Source organism: Hallella absiana (genome assembly GCF_025457485.1).
GTDB lineage: Bacteria > Bacteroidota > Bacteroidia > Bacteroidales > Bacteroidaceae > Prevotella > Prevotella absiana.
Map to the genome: position 1 here is coordinate 58,055 of NZ_JAMXSP010000006.1, position 15,886 is coordinate 73,940.

Genomic DNA, 15,886 nt, shown 5'->3' on the forward strand with positions numbered 1-15,886 from the left:
TTCATCCTCTTTTTCGTATTATTTTTTAAAACAAAGCCTCGACTTTCACAAGCCGGGGCTTTGTCATATCACAAAAATTTAGTATCTTTGTGGTATAAACGAATTACATGGCAAAGGTACACTTTCGGGATTACAATCCCAAACAAATTATCCTTTTTCCTCAACGTCTTGACAAAGATATTGCAACAAACGTTTATACAGAAATTTAGCAAGATTTTCAACGCTTGTTTTTACTGCCTTACAAATGATGGTTCGCTGCGTAGATTTTAATCATTCCCTGCGTAGCGAACGATCTTTTTCTATAGCGTTACAACATTGGGAACATAGCTTCGACCCCGCAAGAACATAGCTTCGACCCCGCAAGAATGCAGCTTCAAGCCCACTCAATCAAGGGCAACAGGATCATCGAGTTCAACCACCGTCTTGCCAAATACAGAAAGCAGGATGCACCATAAAACTTAATTATGATACACCCTCAATGAGCCCACCCTAAGCACAAGGTCATGTGATGATCAGACGATGTGCTTAGGGCGGGCTTTTTTGTTCTTAAGAATTAGAGAATGTGTGGTGCTTGAAAGGAAAAAAGTTTTTGTTTCGCTATGATCAACTAACGCACACCTATTATATATATGGGGCTGTTGTGGGAGAGCAAATATGTCTTTTATGTCTTTCTGTCTTAATATAAAGGGTCTTTTGTCTTGTCTGTCCCTTCTGTCAAACAACACAACTTGCAGAAAATTAGTTAATTATTTGCGTATTTGGAAAATTAGATGTAATTTTGCAACCGCAAATTGTGGTACCATGTATTGATGGCGCCCGGTTGCGTATGTTTCACATTTAAAATAATAAAACCAAAACAAAATGATTATTGTACCAGTAAAGGATGGCGAGAACATCGAAAGAGCTCTCAAGAAGTTCAAGAGAAAGTTTGAAAAGACAGGTGTGGTGAAGGAGCTTCGCGCTCGTCAGCAGTTTGACAAGCCCTCTGTTAAGAAACGTCTCAAGATGGAGCACGCTATCTACGTACAGAAGCTTCGTCAGGAAGAGGAGTAAAAAACTGCTTCAAGAGTAAAAATACTCAAAAAAGTTTGGTAGTTTGAATTTTTCTTCGTACATTCGTTGCTGAAAACGCAAGAGTAGCGTTTGGAGGCTATAATGATGGAGATAAAAGACCGATTCCTGGACTATCTCAAGTACGAGCTTAACCGCTCGCCCTTGACGGTAGCGAGCTATTCCGAGGACTTTAAAATGTTTGAGGAGTACTTTCAGGCATTGGATGGCCAGCCGACATGGGAGACCATAGACGGCGACATCATCCGCAACTGGATGGAGCAGATGGTCGATGAGGGCAATAGCACAACAACTGTTGCCCGACGATTGTCCGCACTCAAGTCGTTGTACAGGTTCGCCTTGTCGCATCATCTGGTCGAGAAAGACCCGACGGTCAGCATTCGTGCGCCGAAGCTGAAAAAGCCTCTGCCCAGCTTCCTTCAGGAAGATCAGATGGACAGACTCTTGGACAGCGATCACTGGGGAGACGATTATAAGAGTACGTGCGCGCGTACTATTATTATGACTTTCTATGAAACAGGGATACGGCGCGCAGAGCTGATAGGACTGCGCGATGCGGATGTGGACTTTGTCAACCGGCAACTCAAGGTGACCGGTAAAGGCAATAAGCAGCGTATCATACCTTTCGGAGAGGAACTCGCGGAGACCCTGCGGCATTACATGTCGGTGAGAGACGAAGTGGTTCCCAAACAGGAGAATGCTTTCTTCCTGTCAGAGAAAGGATGTCGGTTGGGTGGCTCCCAGGTGGAAACGATGGTGAAGAGCCATCTGCGACTGGTCAGCTCTATGAAAAAGCTTTCGCCGCACGTCTTGCGTCACACGTTTGCCACAGCCATGCTCAACCATGGTGCCGGCATAGAAAGTGTGAGACGGTTGTTGGGACATGCGTCGGCCTCCACCACGGAGATCTATACGCATACGACGTTCGAGCAACTCAAGCGAGTGTATCAAGATGCCCATCCGCGGGCGTGAGTTTAACCTTTAACAAAAAACGGAGGTAACTATGGAAGTAAAGATTCAGTCGATTCACTTCGACGCTACCGAGAAGCTGCAGGCGTTCATCGAGAAGAAGACCGCCAAGTTGGAAAAATCATTCGAAGACATTCAGAAAGTAGAGGTGCAATTAAAAGTTGTCAAGCCCGCTACCGCTCTCAATAAGGAAACCAGTATCACGGTGACCGTGCCCGGTGGAAGCCCACTTTACGTGGCCAAGACCTGCGACACTTTTGAGGAGGGAGTCGACCAGTGTGTAGACTCTTTGCGGGTGCAACTGGAGAAATTCAAAGAAAAAATACGCAAGCATTGAAAAATTTCCCCGAAAAGTTTTGGAGATTGAAAAATAAGTAGTATCTTTGCAGCCGTTTTACAACGAGTCCTTTGAAAGTCGTGCAAGGCGGCTGCAGGATATGCCTCTTTAGCTCAGTTGGCCAGAGCACGTGATTTGTAATCTCGGGGTCGTTGGTTCGAATCCGACAAGAGGCTCCTCTTTATGAGGACAGAGATCTTTTAAACATTGACTGGGTGGTTACCAGAGTGGCCAAATGGGGCAGACTGTAAATCTGCTGGCTCTTGCCTTCGGTGGTTCGAATCCATCACCACCCACAATGCGTAAGCATGAGACGACTCCTCCTTGGAGCGTAATGCGGAAATAGCTCAGTTGATAGAGCACTAGCCTTCCAAGCTGGGGGTCGCGGGTTTGAGCCCCGTTTTCCGCTCTCTTATTTTGCTGTAATAGCTCAGTGGTAGAGCACTTCCTTGGTAAGGAAGAGGTCCTGAGTTCAACTCTCAGTTACAGCTCCACTTTGATGCCTAAACGAAGTCTAACTAAATATCAGTGTGACAAGTCAAGGTTGTCAAGAGAATCATCTATTTGATTATTTAATTAATACAATAAAAAAGTAAAGCTATGGCTAAAGAGGTTTATGTGCGTACCAAACCGCATGTTAACATTGGTACAATTGGTCACGTCGACCACGGTAAGACTACTCTGACCGCAGCTATCTCTAAGGTGCTGCACGAGCGTCTGGGTACAGGTGAGGATGTTAAGTCCTTCGATCAGATCGACAACGCTCCTGAGGAGAAAGAGCGTGGTATCACCATCAACACCGCCCACATCGAGTATGAGACTGCAAAGCGTCACTACGCTCACGTGGACTGCCCGGGACACGCCGACTATGTGAAGAACATGGTAACTGGTGCTGCTCAGATGGATGGTGCTATCCTCGTGGTTGCTGCTACCGATGGTCCTATGCCTCAGACTCGTGAGCACGTGCTGCTCGCTCGTCAGGTAAACGTGCCTCGTTTGGTTGTTTTCCTCAACAAGTGCGACGATCCTGAAGTTGACGACGAGATGATCGACCTCGTGAAGATGGACGTCCAGGATCTTCTGACTTCTTACGGTTATGAAGAGGATACTCCTATCATTTGTGGTTCTGCTCTGGGTGCACTGAACGGTGTTGCTAAGTGGGAGGACAAGATCATGGAGCTGATGGACACTGTTGACAGCTGGATTCAGGAGCCTGTCCGTGAGGTTGATAAGCCTTTCTTGATGCCTGTTGAGGATGTCTTCTCTATCACTGGTCGTGGTACTGTTGCTACTGGTCGTATCGAGACTGGTAAGTGCAAGGTTGGTGATGAGGTTCAGCTGCTCGGTCTTGGTGAGGACAAGAAGTCTGTCATCACTGGTGTCGAGATGTTCCGTAAGACCCTGGATGAGGGTGAGGCTGGTGACAACGTCGGTCTGCTCCTCCGTGGTATCGACAAGGACGAGGTGAAGCGTGGTATGGTTGTCGTGCACCCGGGTGCTATCACTCCGCACGATCACTTCAAGGCTTCTATCTACGTGCTGAAGAAGGAAGAGGGTGGCCGTCACACTCCATTCGGTAACCGCTATCGTCCTCAGTTCTACCTCCGCACAATGGACTGCACCGGTGAGATCACTCTCCCTGAAGGTGTAGACATGGTGATGCCTGGTGACAACGTTGAGATCGAGGTTCGCCTGATCTACAAGGTTGCTCTGAATGAGGGTCTCCGTTTCGCTATCCGTGAGGGTGGTCGTACGGTAGGTTCTGGCCAGATCACACAGATTCTGCCTGACGTAGCAGAGGAGGGATAATCAAGATTATCTGATTCCAAGATACGTAAGTCTCCGCATCTGCGGATGTGGAGACTTTCCTACGGGTTTAGCTCAGTTGGTAGAGCACTGGTCTCCAAAACCAGGTGTCGAGAGTTCGAGTCTTTCAACCCGTGCTAAATAGAAGATAATATGTTTAATAAGATAGTGAATTATTGCAAGGCTTGTTATGACGAGCTTGCACATAAAACCACTTGGCCAACACAGAAGGAGTTGACTCACAGTGCAGTGATTGTATTATCTGCTTCCCTTATCATTGCACTGATCGTCTTCGCTATGGACTTGGTGTTCAAGAACCTGATGGGTATTGTATACCCAGGCTAATCATTAAGGCAATGGCAAATACTAAGAATTGGTATGTTTTGCGTGCGTCCAGCGGCAAAGAGGCAAAACTGAAAGAGTACATCGAAGCTGAGCTGCGTCATAACCAGCGTCTGGCTGATCATGTCTATCAGATTCTCATTCCGATGGAGAAACATGCAAGCATTAAAGATGGTAAACGTGTGGAGAAAGAGAAAATCGCTCTCCCTGGTTACGTGTTTGTACAGGCTGATATGATCGGTGATGTTCCTGTGGACTTAAGAAACATGCCTAACTGTTTAGGCATTCTCGGCGGTTTGGATCATCCGGCTCCTGTTCCAGAGTCTCAGATCAATCGTATGATTGGACAGGCTGAGGAAACACAGATCGACAACGATGTGGAGGTTCCTTATCTGCTTGATGAGACTGTGAAAGTCACCGACGGTCCTTTTGCTGGTTTCGAAGGTGTGATCGAAGAGATCAACACTGAGAAGCGCAAGCTGAAGGTGATGGTCAAGATCTTTGGGCGTAAGACTCCCTTGGAGCTTGGTTTTATGCAAGTTGAGAAGGTTGCTGAGTAGTTGTTACGGGCTACGCGCGCCTTATACGTTACATTTATTTTAATTTCAATTAGAAATGGCTAAAGAAGTTGCTGGATTAATCAAGTTACAGATTAAAGGTGGCGCTGCAAACCCCTCCCCTCCAGTAGGACCGGCTTTGGGTTCCAAGGGTATTAACATCATGGGCTTCTGCAAAGAGTTCAATGCTCGTACCCAGGATAAGGCTGGTAAGGTTCTGCCTGTCGTCATCACTTACTACACAGATAAGTCGTTCAGCTTCGTCATCAAGACTCCTCCTGCTGCTGTCCAGCTCAAGGAAGCTGCCAAGGTGAAGTCTGGTTCCGGCCAGCCTAACCGTAAGAAAGTGGCTAGCGTGACTTGGGATCAGGTTAAAGCGATCGCTGAGGACAAGATGGCTGACTTGAACTGCTTCACTGTCGAGAGTGCCATGAGACTGATTGCAGGTACTGCACGCAGCATGGGCATCACTGTTAAAGGTGACTTCCCTGGTAAATAATTAAACTTCAATTTAAGCAAGTAAAATGAGTAAACTGACAAAAAATCAGAAATCAGTAGCTGAGAAGGTTGAAGCAGGGAAGGCATACACATTGAAAGAGGCTGCAGAGCTCGTTAAAGAGATCACAACAACAAAGTTTGATGCTTCTGTAGATGTGGATGTTCGCTTGGGCGTTGATCCTCGCAAGGCTAACCAGATGGTTCGCGGCGTGGTGTCTCTGCCTAACGGAACTGGTAAGACAGTTCGCGTGCTTGCTCTGTGTACACCTGATCAGGAAGAGGCTGCTAAGGCAGCTGGTGCTGACTACGCTGGTCTTGATGAGTATATTGAGAAGATCAAAGGTGGCTGGACAGATGTCGATGTCATCATCACCATGCCTTCCTGCATGGGTAAGGTAGGTCCTCTGGGCCGTTTCCTCGGTCCCCGTGGTTTGATGCCTAACCCGAAGTCTGGTACGGTGACAATGGATGTCGCTAAGGCTGTCAAGGAAGTGAAGCAAGGTAAGATCGACTTCAAGGTTGACAAGGCTGGTATTATTCATACTTCTATCGGCAAGATCTCTATGACTGCTGATCAGATCTATGGCAATGCCAAAGAGTTTATCAACACTGTGGTCCGTTTGAAGCCTGCTGCTGCTAAAGGTACATACCTCAAGAGTATCTTTATTTCAAGTACAATGAGTAAGGGTATCAAGATTGATCCTAAATCAGTTGAATCACTCTAAAAGTTTGGAAAAATGAAGAAAGAAGTAAAAGATACTATCATTGTTGACCTTGGCGAGATGCTGAAGGAATATCCTCATTTCTACCTGGTGGATGTCACCGGTATGAATGCTGAGGCTACATCTTCTCTTCGTCGCAAGTGTTTCAAGCAGGAGATCAAGATGGTCGTGGTGAAGAACAAGCTTCTTCACAAGGCTTTCGAGGCTGCTGACATCGACTATTCTGAGCTTTATGGTGCTTTGAAGGGTAACACTGCTGTGCTGTTCACCAACACTGCCAATGTACCTGCCAAGCTGCTCAAGGATAAAGACATTGCCAAGGCAGGCGTTCCTTCTTTGAAGGCCGCTTATGCTGAGGAAGGTTTCTATGTTGGTGCAGACAAGCTCGACGAGCTGGCTTCCATCAAGAGCAAGAACGAGGTCATCGCAGACATCGTTGCTCTGTTGCAGAGCCCCGCAAAGAACGTGGTTTCTGCTCTTCAGTCAGGCGCAAACACTATCCATGGTGTGCTGAAGACTTTAGGCGAGCGTCCTGAGTAATCAATTAAGTCACTACATTTATAAAGAATAAAATTTAAATAAATACTAAAATGGCAGACGTTAAAGCTATTGCAGAAGAATTAGTAAATCTTACTGTTAAAGAGGTAAATGAATTGGCAACAGTCCTGAAGGACGAGTATGGTATCGAGCCCGCTGCTGCAGCTGTTGCAGTTGCTGGTCCTGCTGCTGGCGCAGCTCCTGCAGCTGAGGAGAAGAGCTCTTTCGATGTTGTGCTGACTGATGTCGGTGCTACAAAGCTCCAGGTCGTTAAGGCCGTTAAGGAGGCTTGTGGTCTCGGTCTGAAGGACGCTAAGACTCTCGTTGAGTCTGTTCCTGCTACTCTGAAGGAAGGCCTGTCTAAGGACGAGGCTGAGAACCTGAAGAAGGCTATCGAGGAAGCTGGCGCTAAGGTTGAGCTGAAGTAATTTAGTCTCTTTTAGCCGTTAGGTCACTTCAAAAGTGACATGACGACAGTTACATACTTAAGGGTTAGGATTTGCCCAGTCGGTGAGTCCTAACCTTTTTGTGTCTTTATCACCGTTGATCATTGCTTCAATCGTTGCTTTAGAGCTGCTTGATCATAGCTTTCGATCATCTCTTTGTTTTCCTCTTCTTTCAGCTTCGGCTAAGACTGGTATTAGACTACAATTGATTTCTTATGTCAAACGTTATTGATAACAGAGTAAATTTTGCCAGCGTCCAGAATCCTTATCCTTTTCCGGATTTCCTCGACGTGCAACTGAAATCCTTCCGTGATTTCCTCCAACTTGACACTCCACCAGAGGAGCGCAAGAACGATGGCTTGTATAAGGTGTTCGCTGAGAACTTCCCGATCACCGATACGCGCAACAACTTCGTGCTTGAGTTCCTCGATTATTATATCGACCCGCCCCGCTATACCATTGACGAATGCTTGGAGCGCGGTCTGACCTACAGTGTGCCTTTGAAGGCTAAGATGAAACTTTATTGTACCGATCCTGATCATGAGGACTTCGGTACTTTCATCCAGGATGTCTTCTTGGGTACCATTCCCTATATGACAGATAACGGCACCTTTGTGATCAATGGTGCTGAGCGTGTTGTCGTGGCACAGCTTCATCGTTCACCTGGTGTGTTCTTCGGTCAGGGCGTTCATGCCAATGGTACTGTGCTCTACAGCGCACGTGTCATTCCTTTCAAGGGCTCTTGGATTGAGTTCGCTACGGATATCAACAATGTCATGTACGCATACATCGACCGTAAGAAGAAGTTGCCTGTTACTACTCTTCTTCGTGCCATCGGTTACGAAAGCGATAAAGACATCCTTCAGATCTTCGACCTCGCTGAAGAGGTGAAGGTTTCTGAAAAGAACAAGTCTGAGCTGATTGGCCGCAAGCTCGCTGCCCGTGTGCTGAGAACATGGACAGAGGACTTCGTCGATGAGGACACCGGTGAGGTCGTTACCGCTGAGCGCAACGAGATGGTGCTTGAGCGTGAGACTGAGATCACCGAGGATAACTTCGATACGATCATCGACAGTGGTGTCTCTACTGTTCTTGTACATAAGAATAATGAGGCAGCTTCTAAATACGATATCATCTTTAAGACTTTGGAGAAAGACCAGAGCAACTCTGAGATCGAGGCCGTCCGCTACATCTACAAGCAGCTGCGTAATGCAGATCCTGCTGATGATGCAAGTGCACGCGAGGTATTCCAGAACCTGTTCTTCTCTGACAAGCGTTACGACTTGGGCGATGTCGGTCGCTATCGTATCAACAAGAAACTGAATCTCGACATCGATCCTGATGTGCGTGTGCTCACCAAGGAAGACATCATCGAGATCATCAAATATCTGATCAAGCTCGTCAACTCCAATGCTACGGTTGACGATATCGACCACTTGAGCAACCGTCGTGTGCGTACAGTCGGTGAACAGCTGGCCAACCAGTTCTCTATCGGCTTGGCTCGTATGAGCCGTACCATCCGCGAGCGCATGAACGTACGTGACAACGAGGTATTCACGCCGACTGACTTGATCAACGCAAAGACTATTTCCAGCGTCATCAACTCGTTCTTCGGTACCAACCCGTTGAGCCAGTTCATGGATCAGACCAACCCGTTGGCTGAGGTTACTCATAAGCGTCGTCTCTCCGCTCTGGGTCCTGGCGGTCTGTCACGTGAGCGTGCAGGCTTCGAGGTCCGTGACGTACACTATACTCACTATGGCCGTCTCTGTCCTATCGAGTCTCCTGAAGGTCCTAACATCGGTCTGATCTCTTCTCTTTGCGTCTATGCTACCATCAACGAGCTTGGTTTCATTGAGACACCGTATCGTGTAGTGAAAGACGGAAAGGTAGACTTGGACAATAAAGATGTAGAGTATCTTACTGCTGAGGAAGAGGACGGACAGCTGATCGCTCAGGGTAATGCTCCGCTGAATGAGGATGGTTCTTTCAAGCGAGACTTCGTTCACTGTCGTTTGGCAGCCGACTTCCCTGTTGTGGAGCCGGGTGAGGTGAGCCTGATGGATGTGTCACCGCAGCAGATTGCTTCTGTGAGTGCCTGCTTGATCCCATTCTTGGAGCATGACGATGGTCACCGCGCTCTGATGGGATGTAACATGATGCGTCAGGCAGTGCCATTGCTTCACAACGATGCGCCTATCGTAGGTACTGGTTTGGAGAAGCAGGTCTGCGAGGACAGCCGTACGATGATCACAGCCGAAGGCGAAGGTGTCATCGAGTATGTCGACGCAACTACCATCCGCATTCTCTATGACCGTACGGAAGACGAGGAGTTTGTCAGCTTCGAGCCGGCTCTCAAGGAATACCGCATTCCTAAGTTCCGCCGTACCAACCAGAACATGACCATCGACCTGCGTCCTATCTGCAACAAGGGACAGCGTGTGAAGAAGGGCGACATCCTGACAGAGGGCTATGCCACAGAGAATGGTGAGCTGGCTCTGGGTCGTAACCTTTTGGTTGCTTATATGCCTTGGAAGGGTTACAACTATGAGGATGCGGTCGTCATCTCAGAGCGTATGGTTCGCGATGATGTGCTGACATCCGTTCATGTCGATGAGTATTCTCTCGATGTGCGTGAGACCAAGCGCGGCATGGAGGTGTTTACCAGCGATATTCCTAACGTCAGTGAGGAAGCTACCAAGGATCTCGACGACAACGGTATCATCCGTGTCGGTGCACGTGTAGAGCCGGGTGACATCATGATCGGTAAGATCTCGCCTAAGGGTGAGAGCGATCCTTCGCCTGAGGAGAAGTTGCTCCGTGCTATCTTCGGTGACAAGGCTGGTGACGTAAAGGATTCTTCACTCAAGGCCAATCCTTCTTTGAGCGGTGTTGTGATCGACAAGAAACTCTTCCAGCGTGCTGAGAAAACACGTGAGTCGAAGAAACAAGATAAGGTCAAGCTTCAGAAGATCGATGAGGAGTATGAGGCAAAGAGCGACGAGCTGAAGAACATGCTCGTTGACAAGCTGATGACGCTCACCGACGGAAAGGCTTGCCAGGGTGTGAAAGACTACACAGAGGCAGAGGTGCTCACCAAGGGCAGCAAGTTCACGGTGCCTGCACTGAAGAACCTTGAGTACGACGGCATCCAGAGCAATGGCTGGACCGATGATGAGCATGTCAACGGACTCATCCAGAAGCTGATCATGAACTATATCCGCAAGGACAAGCAGCTCGCCGCAGAGCAGAATCGCCGCAAGTTCGCCATCACGATTGGTGATGAGCTGCCTTCAGGCATCTTGAAGATGGCTAAGGTCTATATTGCCAAGAAGCGTAAGATCCAGGTCGGTGATAAGCTTGCCGGTCGTCACGGTAACAAGGGTATCGTCTCTAAGATCGTGCGTCAGGAGGATATGCCGTTCTTGGCTGATGGTCGTCCTGTCGACTTGGTACTGAACCCGATGGGTGTGCCTTCTCGTATGAACCTGGGACAGATCTTCGAGGCCATCCTCGGTGCAGCCGGTAAGAAGCTTGGTGTGAAGTTCGCTACTCCTATTTTCGACGGTGCCAAGCTTGACGACCTGCGTGAGTGGACAGAGAAGGCCGGTCTGCCTAACCTCTGCTCAACGACAGTTTACGATGGTGAGACCGGTGAGCCTTTCGACCAGAAGGCTACTGTGGGTATCACCTACTTCTTGAAGCTCGGTCACATGGTTGAGGATAAGATGCACGCCCGTTCTATCGGTCCGTACTCTCTCATCACTCAGCAGCCACTTGGTGGTAAGGCTCAGTTCGGTGGACAGCGTTTCGGAGAGATGGAGGTCTGGGCTCTTGAGGGCTTCGGTGCCAGCCATGTCCTGCAAGAGATGCTCACCATCAAGAGTGACGATGTCACCGGTCGTTCCAAGGCTTACGAGGCTATCGTCAAGGGCGACCCAATGCCGACGCCGGGAATCCCCGAGTCGCTCAATGTGTTGCTGCATGAGCTTCGCGGTCTGGGACTGAACATTAAGTTGGATTAAGTTTGGAATATTGAAAAGTTAGAAGTATGGCTTTCAAAAAAGATACAAAGGTAAAGAACAATTTTACCAAGATTACCATTAGCCTGGCCTCTCCTGAGACGATCAAGGAGAACTCCTATGGTGAGGTGACCAAGCCCGAGACCATCAACTACCGCACCTACAAGCCTGAGCGCGACGGCTTGTTCTGCGAGAGAATCTTCGGTCCGACGAAAGACTATGAGTGCGCCTGCGGTAAGTACAAGCGCATCCGCTACAAAGGTATCGTCTGTGACCGTTGCGGTGTTGAGGTAACTGAGAAGAAGGTACGTCGTGAGCGTGCCGGACATATCGAGCTCGTCGTTCCTGTAGCTCATATCTGGTACTTCCGCTCTCTGCCAAACAAGATCGGCTACTTGCTCGGACTGCCTACCAAGAAGCTCGACCAGGTGATCTACTACGAGAAGTATATCGTCATCCAGCCCGGTATCCTCGAAGGACAGAAGGACGCTGAGGGCGTGGAGGATCTCAATGGTTCTCATAAGCTCGATCTGCTGTCAGAGGATGAGTATCTCGATATCATCGACAACAAGATCCCTGAGAACAACGACATGCTCGACGACGCTGATCCTTCGAAGTTCATCGCTAAGATGGGTGCAGAGGCTATCCTCGACTTGCTCAAGCAGATCGACCTCGACAAGCTCAGCTATGAGCTGCGTGACCGTGCCAACAGCGACTCCAGCCAGATGCGCAAGACCGAGGCCTTGAAGCGTCTGCAGGTCGTGGAGGCTTTCCGTGGCTCCAAAGAGGTTAACAAGCCGGAGTGGATGATCATGAAGATCATTCCGGTCATCCCGCCAGAGCTGCGTCCGTTGGTACCGTTGGATGGTGGCCGTTTCGCCACTTCCGACCTCAACGACCTCTATCGTCGTGTCATCATCCGTAACAACCGTCTGAAGCGACTCATCGAGATCAAGGCTCCTGAGGTGATTCTCCGTAACGAGAAGCGTATGCTCCAGGAAGCTGTCGACTCTCTCTTCGACAACAGCCGCAAGGCCAGTGCCGTGAAGAGCGAGAGCAACCGTCCGTTGAAGTCTCTCTCTGACTCTCTGAAAGGTAAGCAGGGCCGCTTCCGTCAGAACCTGCTCGGTAAGCGTGTCGACTACTCTGCCCGTTCAGTGATCGTCGTCGGTCCTGAGTTGAAGATGGGCGAGTGCGGTCTGCCGAAGTTGATGGCTGCTGAGCTCTACAAGCCGTTTATCATCCGCAAGCTCATCGAGCGCGGCATCGTGAAGACAGTCAAGAGTGCCAAGAAGATCGTGGACCGCCGTGAGCCGGTGATTTGGGATATTCTTGAGAACGTGATGAAAGGTCACCCTGTGCTGCTGAACCGTGCTCCTACGCTTCACCGTCTGTCTGTGATGGCATTCCAGCCAAAGATGATCGAGGGCAAGGCTATCCAGCTCCACCCGTTGGCTTGTACACCGTTCAACGCCGACTTCGATGGTGACCAGATGGCTGTTCACTTGCCGCTGAGCAATGAGGCCGTGCTGGAAGCTCAGATTCTGATGCTCCAGAGCCACAACATCCTCAACCCGGCCAATGGTGCTCCTGTCACCGTGCCGTCGCAGGATATGGTGCTCGGTCTTTACTATATCACCAAGATCCGTCCGGGTGCAAAGGGTGAGGGTCAGACCTTCTATGGTCCTGAAGAGGCTATCATCGCACTCAACGAGAAGCGTGTCGACGAGCACGCACAGGTGAAGTGCCTCGTTGACGACATCGATGAGAAGGGCAATCCTATCCGCCATATCGTAGAGACCACCGTGGGACGTATCATCGTCAACGAGATCATCCCGAAGGAGATTGGCTTCTTCAACGGTGTCATCTCTAAGAAGACTCTGCGTAAGCTCATCGCCGACGTGATCAAGCACGTAGGTATGGACCGTGCTTGCACGTTCCTCGACGGTGTGAAGAACCTCGGTTATCGCATGTCTTACCTCGCCGGTCTTTCCTTCAACCTCGACGACATCATCGTGCCGGAGGAGAAAGCAGAGATCGTCAAGCGTGGTCAGGACGAGGTCGATGAGGTCAAGGCTAACTTCGATATGGGTCTTATCACCGATAAGGAGCGCTACAATGAGGTCATCAACGCTTGGACACACGTCAACAACGACCTGAAGAAGGCTGTGATGAAGCACATGACCGAGGCAGACCAAGGCTTCAACGCTGTGTTCATGATGCTTGACTCCGGTGCCCGTGGTTCTGCTGACCAGATTGCACAGCTTGCTGGTATGCGTGGTCTGATGGCCAAGCCGCAGAAAGCCGGTGCTGAGGGTAACTCCATCATTGAGAACCCTATTCTGAACAACCTGAAGGAGGGTATGTCCGTGCAGGAGTACTTCATTGCTTCACACGGTGCCCGTAAGGGTCTTGCCGACACGGCTATGAAGACGGCCGATGCCGGATACCTGACGCGTCGACTCGTCGACGTGTCGCATGATGTCATCATCACTGAGGACGACTGCGGTACGCTGCGTGGTCTGGAGTGCCGTGCTCTGAAAGAGGGCGACGAGGTCGTCTCCACGCTTGCAGAGCGTATCTTGGGACGTGTCTCCGTTCACGATGTCATCAATCCTCATACCAGTGAGATCATTGTCAAGGCCGGTGAGGAGATCACAGAGGCCAAGGCACAGGCTGTCGAGGATGCCGGTATCGAGATGGTAGAGATCCGTTCGGTGCTGACCTGCGAGAGCAAGAAGGGCGTCTGCCGCAAGTGCTATGGCCGCAACTTGGCTACCTCCAAGATGGTTCAGCTCGGTGAGGCTGTCGGTGTCATCGCCGCACAGGCTATCGGTGAGCCGGGTACACAGCTGACGCTTCGTACCTTCCACTCCGGTGGTATCGCTGAGAACGCTGCCGCCAACGCATCCATCACCTCTAAGTATGCCGCTAAGCTCAAGTTCGAGGGCTTGCGTACCGTACCATTCGTTGACAAGAGCGACGAGAGCAATCCTGTCGAGTGTCAAATGGTAGTAAGCCGTTTGGCCGAAGTGCAGTTCGTTGACCCGGATACTGATATCAACATGGCAACGCTGACCGTTCCTTATGGTAGCTCGCTGTTCTTCAAGGATGGTGACTTGGTGAAGAAGGGCGACGTGGTCTGCAAGTGGGATCCGTTCAATGCCGTGATCGTCAGTGAGTATGCAGGTAAGCTGCAGTTCGACAATGTCATTGAGGGTGCTACCTTCAAGACTGAGACCGATGAGACCTCAGGTATGACCGAGCGCATCATCACAGAGTCCAAGGATCACAATGTCATCCCGACGGTTCACGTCGTTGACGAGAACGGTCAGGTGCTCGGTACCTACAACTTCCCTGTAGGCGGTCATATCGCCAACATCGAGGATGGTCAGGTTATTGAGACCGGTACCACACTGGTGCGCATCCCTCGTGCCGTGTTCAACGCCGGTGGTATCACTGGTGGTCTGCCCCGTGTCACAGAGCTCTTCGAGGCCCGTAACCCGACGAACCCCGCTGTGGTCTCTGAGATCGACGGTGAGGTGACCATGGGCAAGCTGAAGCGTGGTAACCAGGAGATCATCATCACCTCCAAGACAGGTGACCAGCGCAAGTACCTCGTACCACTGTCACGTCAGATTCTGGTACAGGAGCACGATGCCGTGCGTGCCGGTACGGCTCTCTCCGACGGTGAGATCACTCCGGGCGACATCCTTGCCATCAAGGGTCCCACCGCTGTGCAGGAGTACATCGTCAATGAGGTACAGAACGTCTATCGCCTTCAGGGTGTGAAGATCAACGACAAGCACTTCGAGATCATCGTCCGTCAGATGATGCGCAAGGTACGCATCGACGATCCGGGCGACACCACATTCCTTGAGCAGGATCTTGTCGACAAGCTCGACTTCGCTGACGAGAACGACCGCATCTGGGGTAAGAAGGTGGTCATCGATGAGGGCGACTCAGAGAATCTGCATAAGGGTCAGATCGTCACTGTGCGCAAGTTGCGTGACGAGAACTCCAGCCTGAAGCGTCGTGACTTGAAGACCGTCACCGTCCGTGACGCTGTGCCCGCAACGTCTACTCAGGTGCTGCAGGGTATCACCCGCGCAGCTTTGGGTACGAAGAGCTTCATGAGTGCCGCCTCTTTCCAGGAGACTACCAAGGTGCTCAACGAGGCTGCCATCCGTGGCAAGGTCGACAACCTCGAGGGTATGAAGGAGAACGTGATCTGCGGTCACCTGATTCCTGCCGGTACCGGTATGCGTCAGTGGGATAAGATCATCGTCGGCTCCAAGGAAGAGTATGAGCGCATGGAGGCTAATCGCAAGAATGTGCTCGACTATGCCGACAAGGTGACGCCGGAGAATTAATCAATCACACACAGTCTATCATCATAGAGGCCGTGGACCCGTTATGGGTTCACGGCTTTTATTTTGCCTTCTGTTGTAATTTTCCTGCCAGAATATTTGGAGGTTTCAGTGAAAACACATATCTTTGCAGCCGTAAAGGGTATTTGAACATAAAACGGCGCATAGCGCTCAAACGAATGTATACTGCAATTTTAACGGTCTGTGAT

12 protein-coding genes and 5 tRNA genes are annotated in these 15,886 nt (G+C 50.0%); all 17 read left to right on the forward strand.

Going from position 1 to position 15,886, the window contains the following annotated elements; all coding sequences use genetic code 11:
- Nucleotides 1-861 precede the first annotated feature (861 nt).
- The 17 genes from rpsU (at nucleotide 862) to rpoC (ending at nucleotide 15,680) form a co-directional block, all read left to right on the forward strand.
- Nucleotides 862-1,053: a 30S ribosomal protein S21 gene (rpsU, locus tag NG346_RS04495; protein WP_154534613.1), complete on the forward strand. Its 192-nt coding sequence runs from the start codon at nucleotides 862-864 to the stop codon at nucleotides 1,051-1,053.
- Between the two features lie 105 nt (nucleotides 1,054-1,158).
- A complete protein-coding gene (locus tag NG346_RS04500) occupies nucleotides 1,159-2,043 on the forward strand; it encodes a tyrosine-type recombinase/integrase (protein WP_262288408.1) in 885 nt (294 codons plus the stop codon).
- A gap of 31 nt (nucleotides 2,044-2,074) precedes the next feature.
- Nucleotides 2,075-2,377 (forward strand): ribosome hibernation-promoting factor, HPF/YfiA family, encoded by a 303-nt coding sequence (gene hpf, locus NG346_RS04505; RefSeq protein WP_154534614.1) that lies wholly within the window; start codon nucleotides 2,075-2,077, stop codon nucleotides 2,375-2,377.
- A gap of 102 nt (nucleotides 2,378-2,479) precedes the next feature.
- Nucleotides 2,480-2,553, forward strand: a tRNA-Thr gene (locus tag NG346_RS04510).
- Nucleotides 2,554-2,590: 37 nt separating this feature from the next.
- Nucleotides 2,591-2,673: transfer RNA gene (locus tag NG346_RS04515), tRNA-Tyr, on the forward strand.
- Between the two features lie 40 nt (nucleotides 2,674-2,713).
- Nucleotides 2,714-2,786 (forward strand) — tRNA-Gly (locus tag NG346_RS04520).
- A gap of 10 nt (nucleotides 2,787-2,796) precedes the next feature.
- Nucleotides 2,797-2,871: transfer RNA gene (locus NG346_RS04525), tRNA-Thr, on the forward strand.
- A 106-nt stretch (nucleotides 2,872-2,977) separates the two neighbouring features.
- Complete coding sequence (tuf, locus tag NG346_RS04530; RefSeq protein ID WP_262279207.1) at nucleotides 2,978-4,186, forward strand: elongation factor Tu; 1,209 nt, start codon at nucleotides 2,978-2,980, stop codon at nucleotides 4,184-4,186.
- 61 nt (nucleotides 4,187-4,247) lie between these two features.
- Nucleotides 4,248-4,320: transfer RNA gene (locus tag NG346_RS04535), tRNA-Trp, on the forward strand.
- A gap of 16 nt (nucleotides 4,321-4,336) precedes the next feature.
- Entirely contained in the window at nucleotides 4,337-4,528 is a 192-nt protein-coding gene (secE, locus tag NG346_RS04540) for a preprotein translocase subunit SecE (RefSeq protein ID WP_154534616.1), read from the forward strand.
- 11 nt (nucleotides 4,529-4,539) lie between these two features.
- Nucleotides 4,540-5,085: a transcription termination/antitermination protein NusG gene (nusG, locus tag NG346_RS04545; protein ID WP_262279208.1), complete on the forward strand. Its 546-nt coding sequence runs from the start codon at nucleotides 4,540-4,542 to the stop codon at nucleotides 5,083-5,085.
- Nucleotides 5,086-5,140: 55 nt separating this feature from the next.
- On the forward strand, nucleotides 5,141-5,581 hold the full coding sequence (gene rplK / locus NG346_RS04550; RefSeq protein WP_154534618.1) for a 50S ribosomal protein L11: 441 nt from the start codon (nucleotides 5,141-5,143) through the stop codon (nucleotides 5,579-5,581).
- Between the two features lie 25 nt (nucleotides 5,582-5,606).
- Nucleotides 5,607-6,305 (forward strand): 50S ribosomal protein L1, encoded by a 699-nt coding sequence (gene rplA / locus NG346_RS04555; protein WP_262288392.1) that lies wholly within the window; start codon nucleotides 5,607-5,609, stop codon nucleotides 6,303-6,305.
- 12 nt (nucleotides 6,306-6,317) lie between these two features.
- Nucleotides 6,318-6,842, forward strand: coding sequence for a 50S ribosomal protein L10 (gene rplJ / locus NG346_RS04560; RefSeq protein ID WP_262288393.1), 525 nt, complete (start codon nucleotides 6,318-6,320; stop codon nucleotides 6,840-6,842).
- 50 nt (nucleotides 6,843-6,892) lie between these two features.
- Complete coding sequence (rplL, locus tag NG346_RS04565) at nucleotides 6,893-7,267, forward strand: 50S ribosomal protein L7/L12 (RefSeq protein WP_154534621.1); 375 nt, start codon at nucleotides 6,893-6,895, stop codon at nucleotides 7,265-7,267.
- A gap of 233 nt (nucleotides 7,268-7,500) precedes the next feature.
- Nucleotides 7,501-11,310 (forward strand): DNA-directed RNA polymerase subunit beta, encoded by a 3,810-nt coding sequence (rpoB, locus tag NG346_RS04570; protein WP_262288394.1) that lies wholly within the window; start codon nucleotides 7,501-7,503, stop codon nucleotides 11,308-11,310.
- A gap of 26 nt (nucleotides 11,311-11,336) precedes the next feature.
- Nucleotides 11,337-15,680, forward strand: a complete 4,344-nt coding sequence (rpoC, locus tag NG346_RS04575; protein ID WP_262288395.1) for a DNA-directed RNA polymerase subunit beta' — start codon at nucleotides 11,337-11,339, stop codon at nucleotides 15,678-15,680.
- Nucleotides 15,681-15,886: the final 206 nt, after the last annotated feature.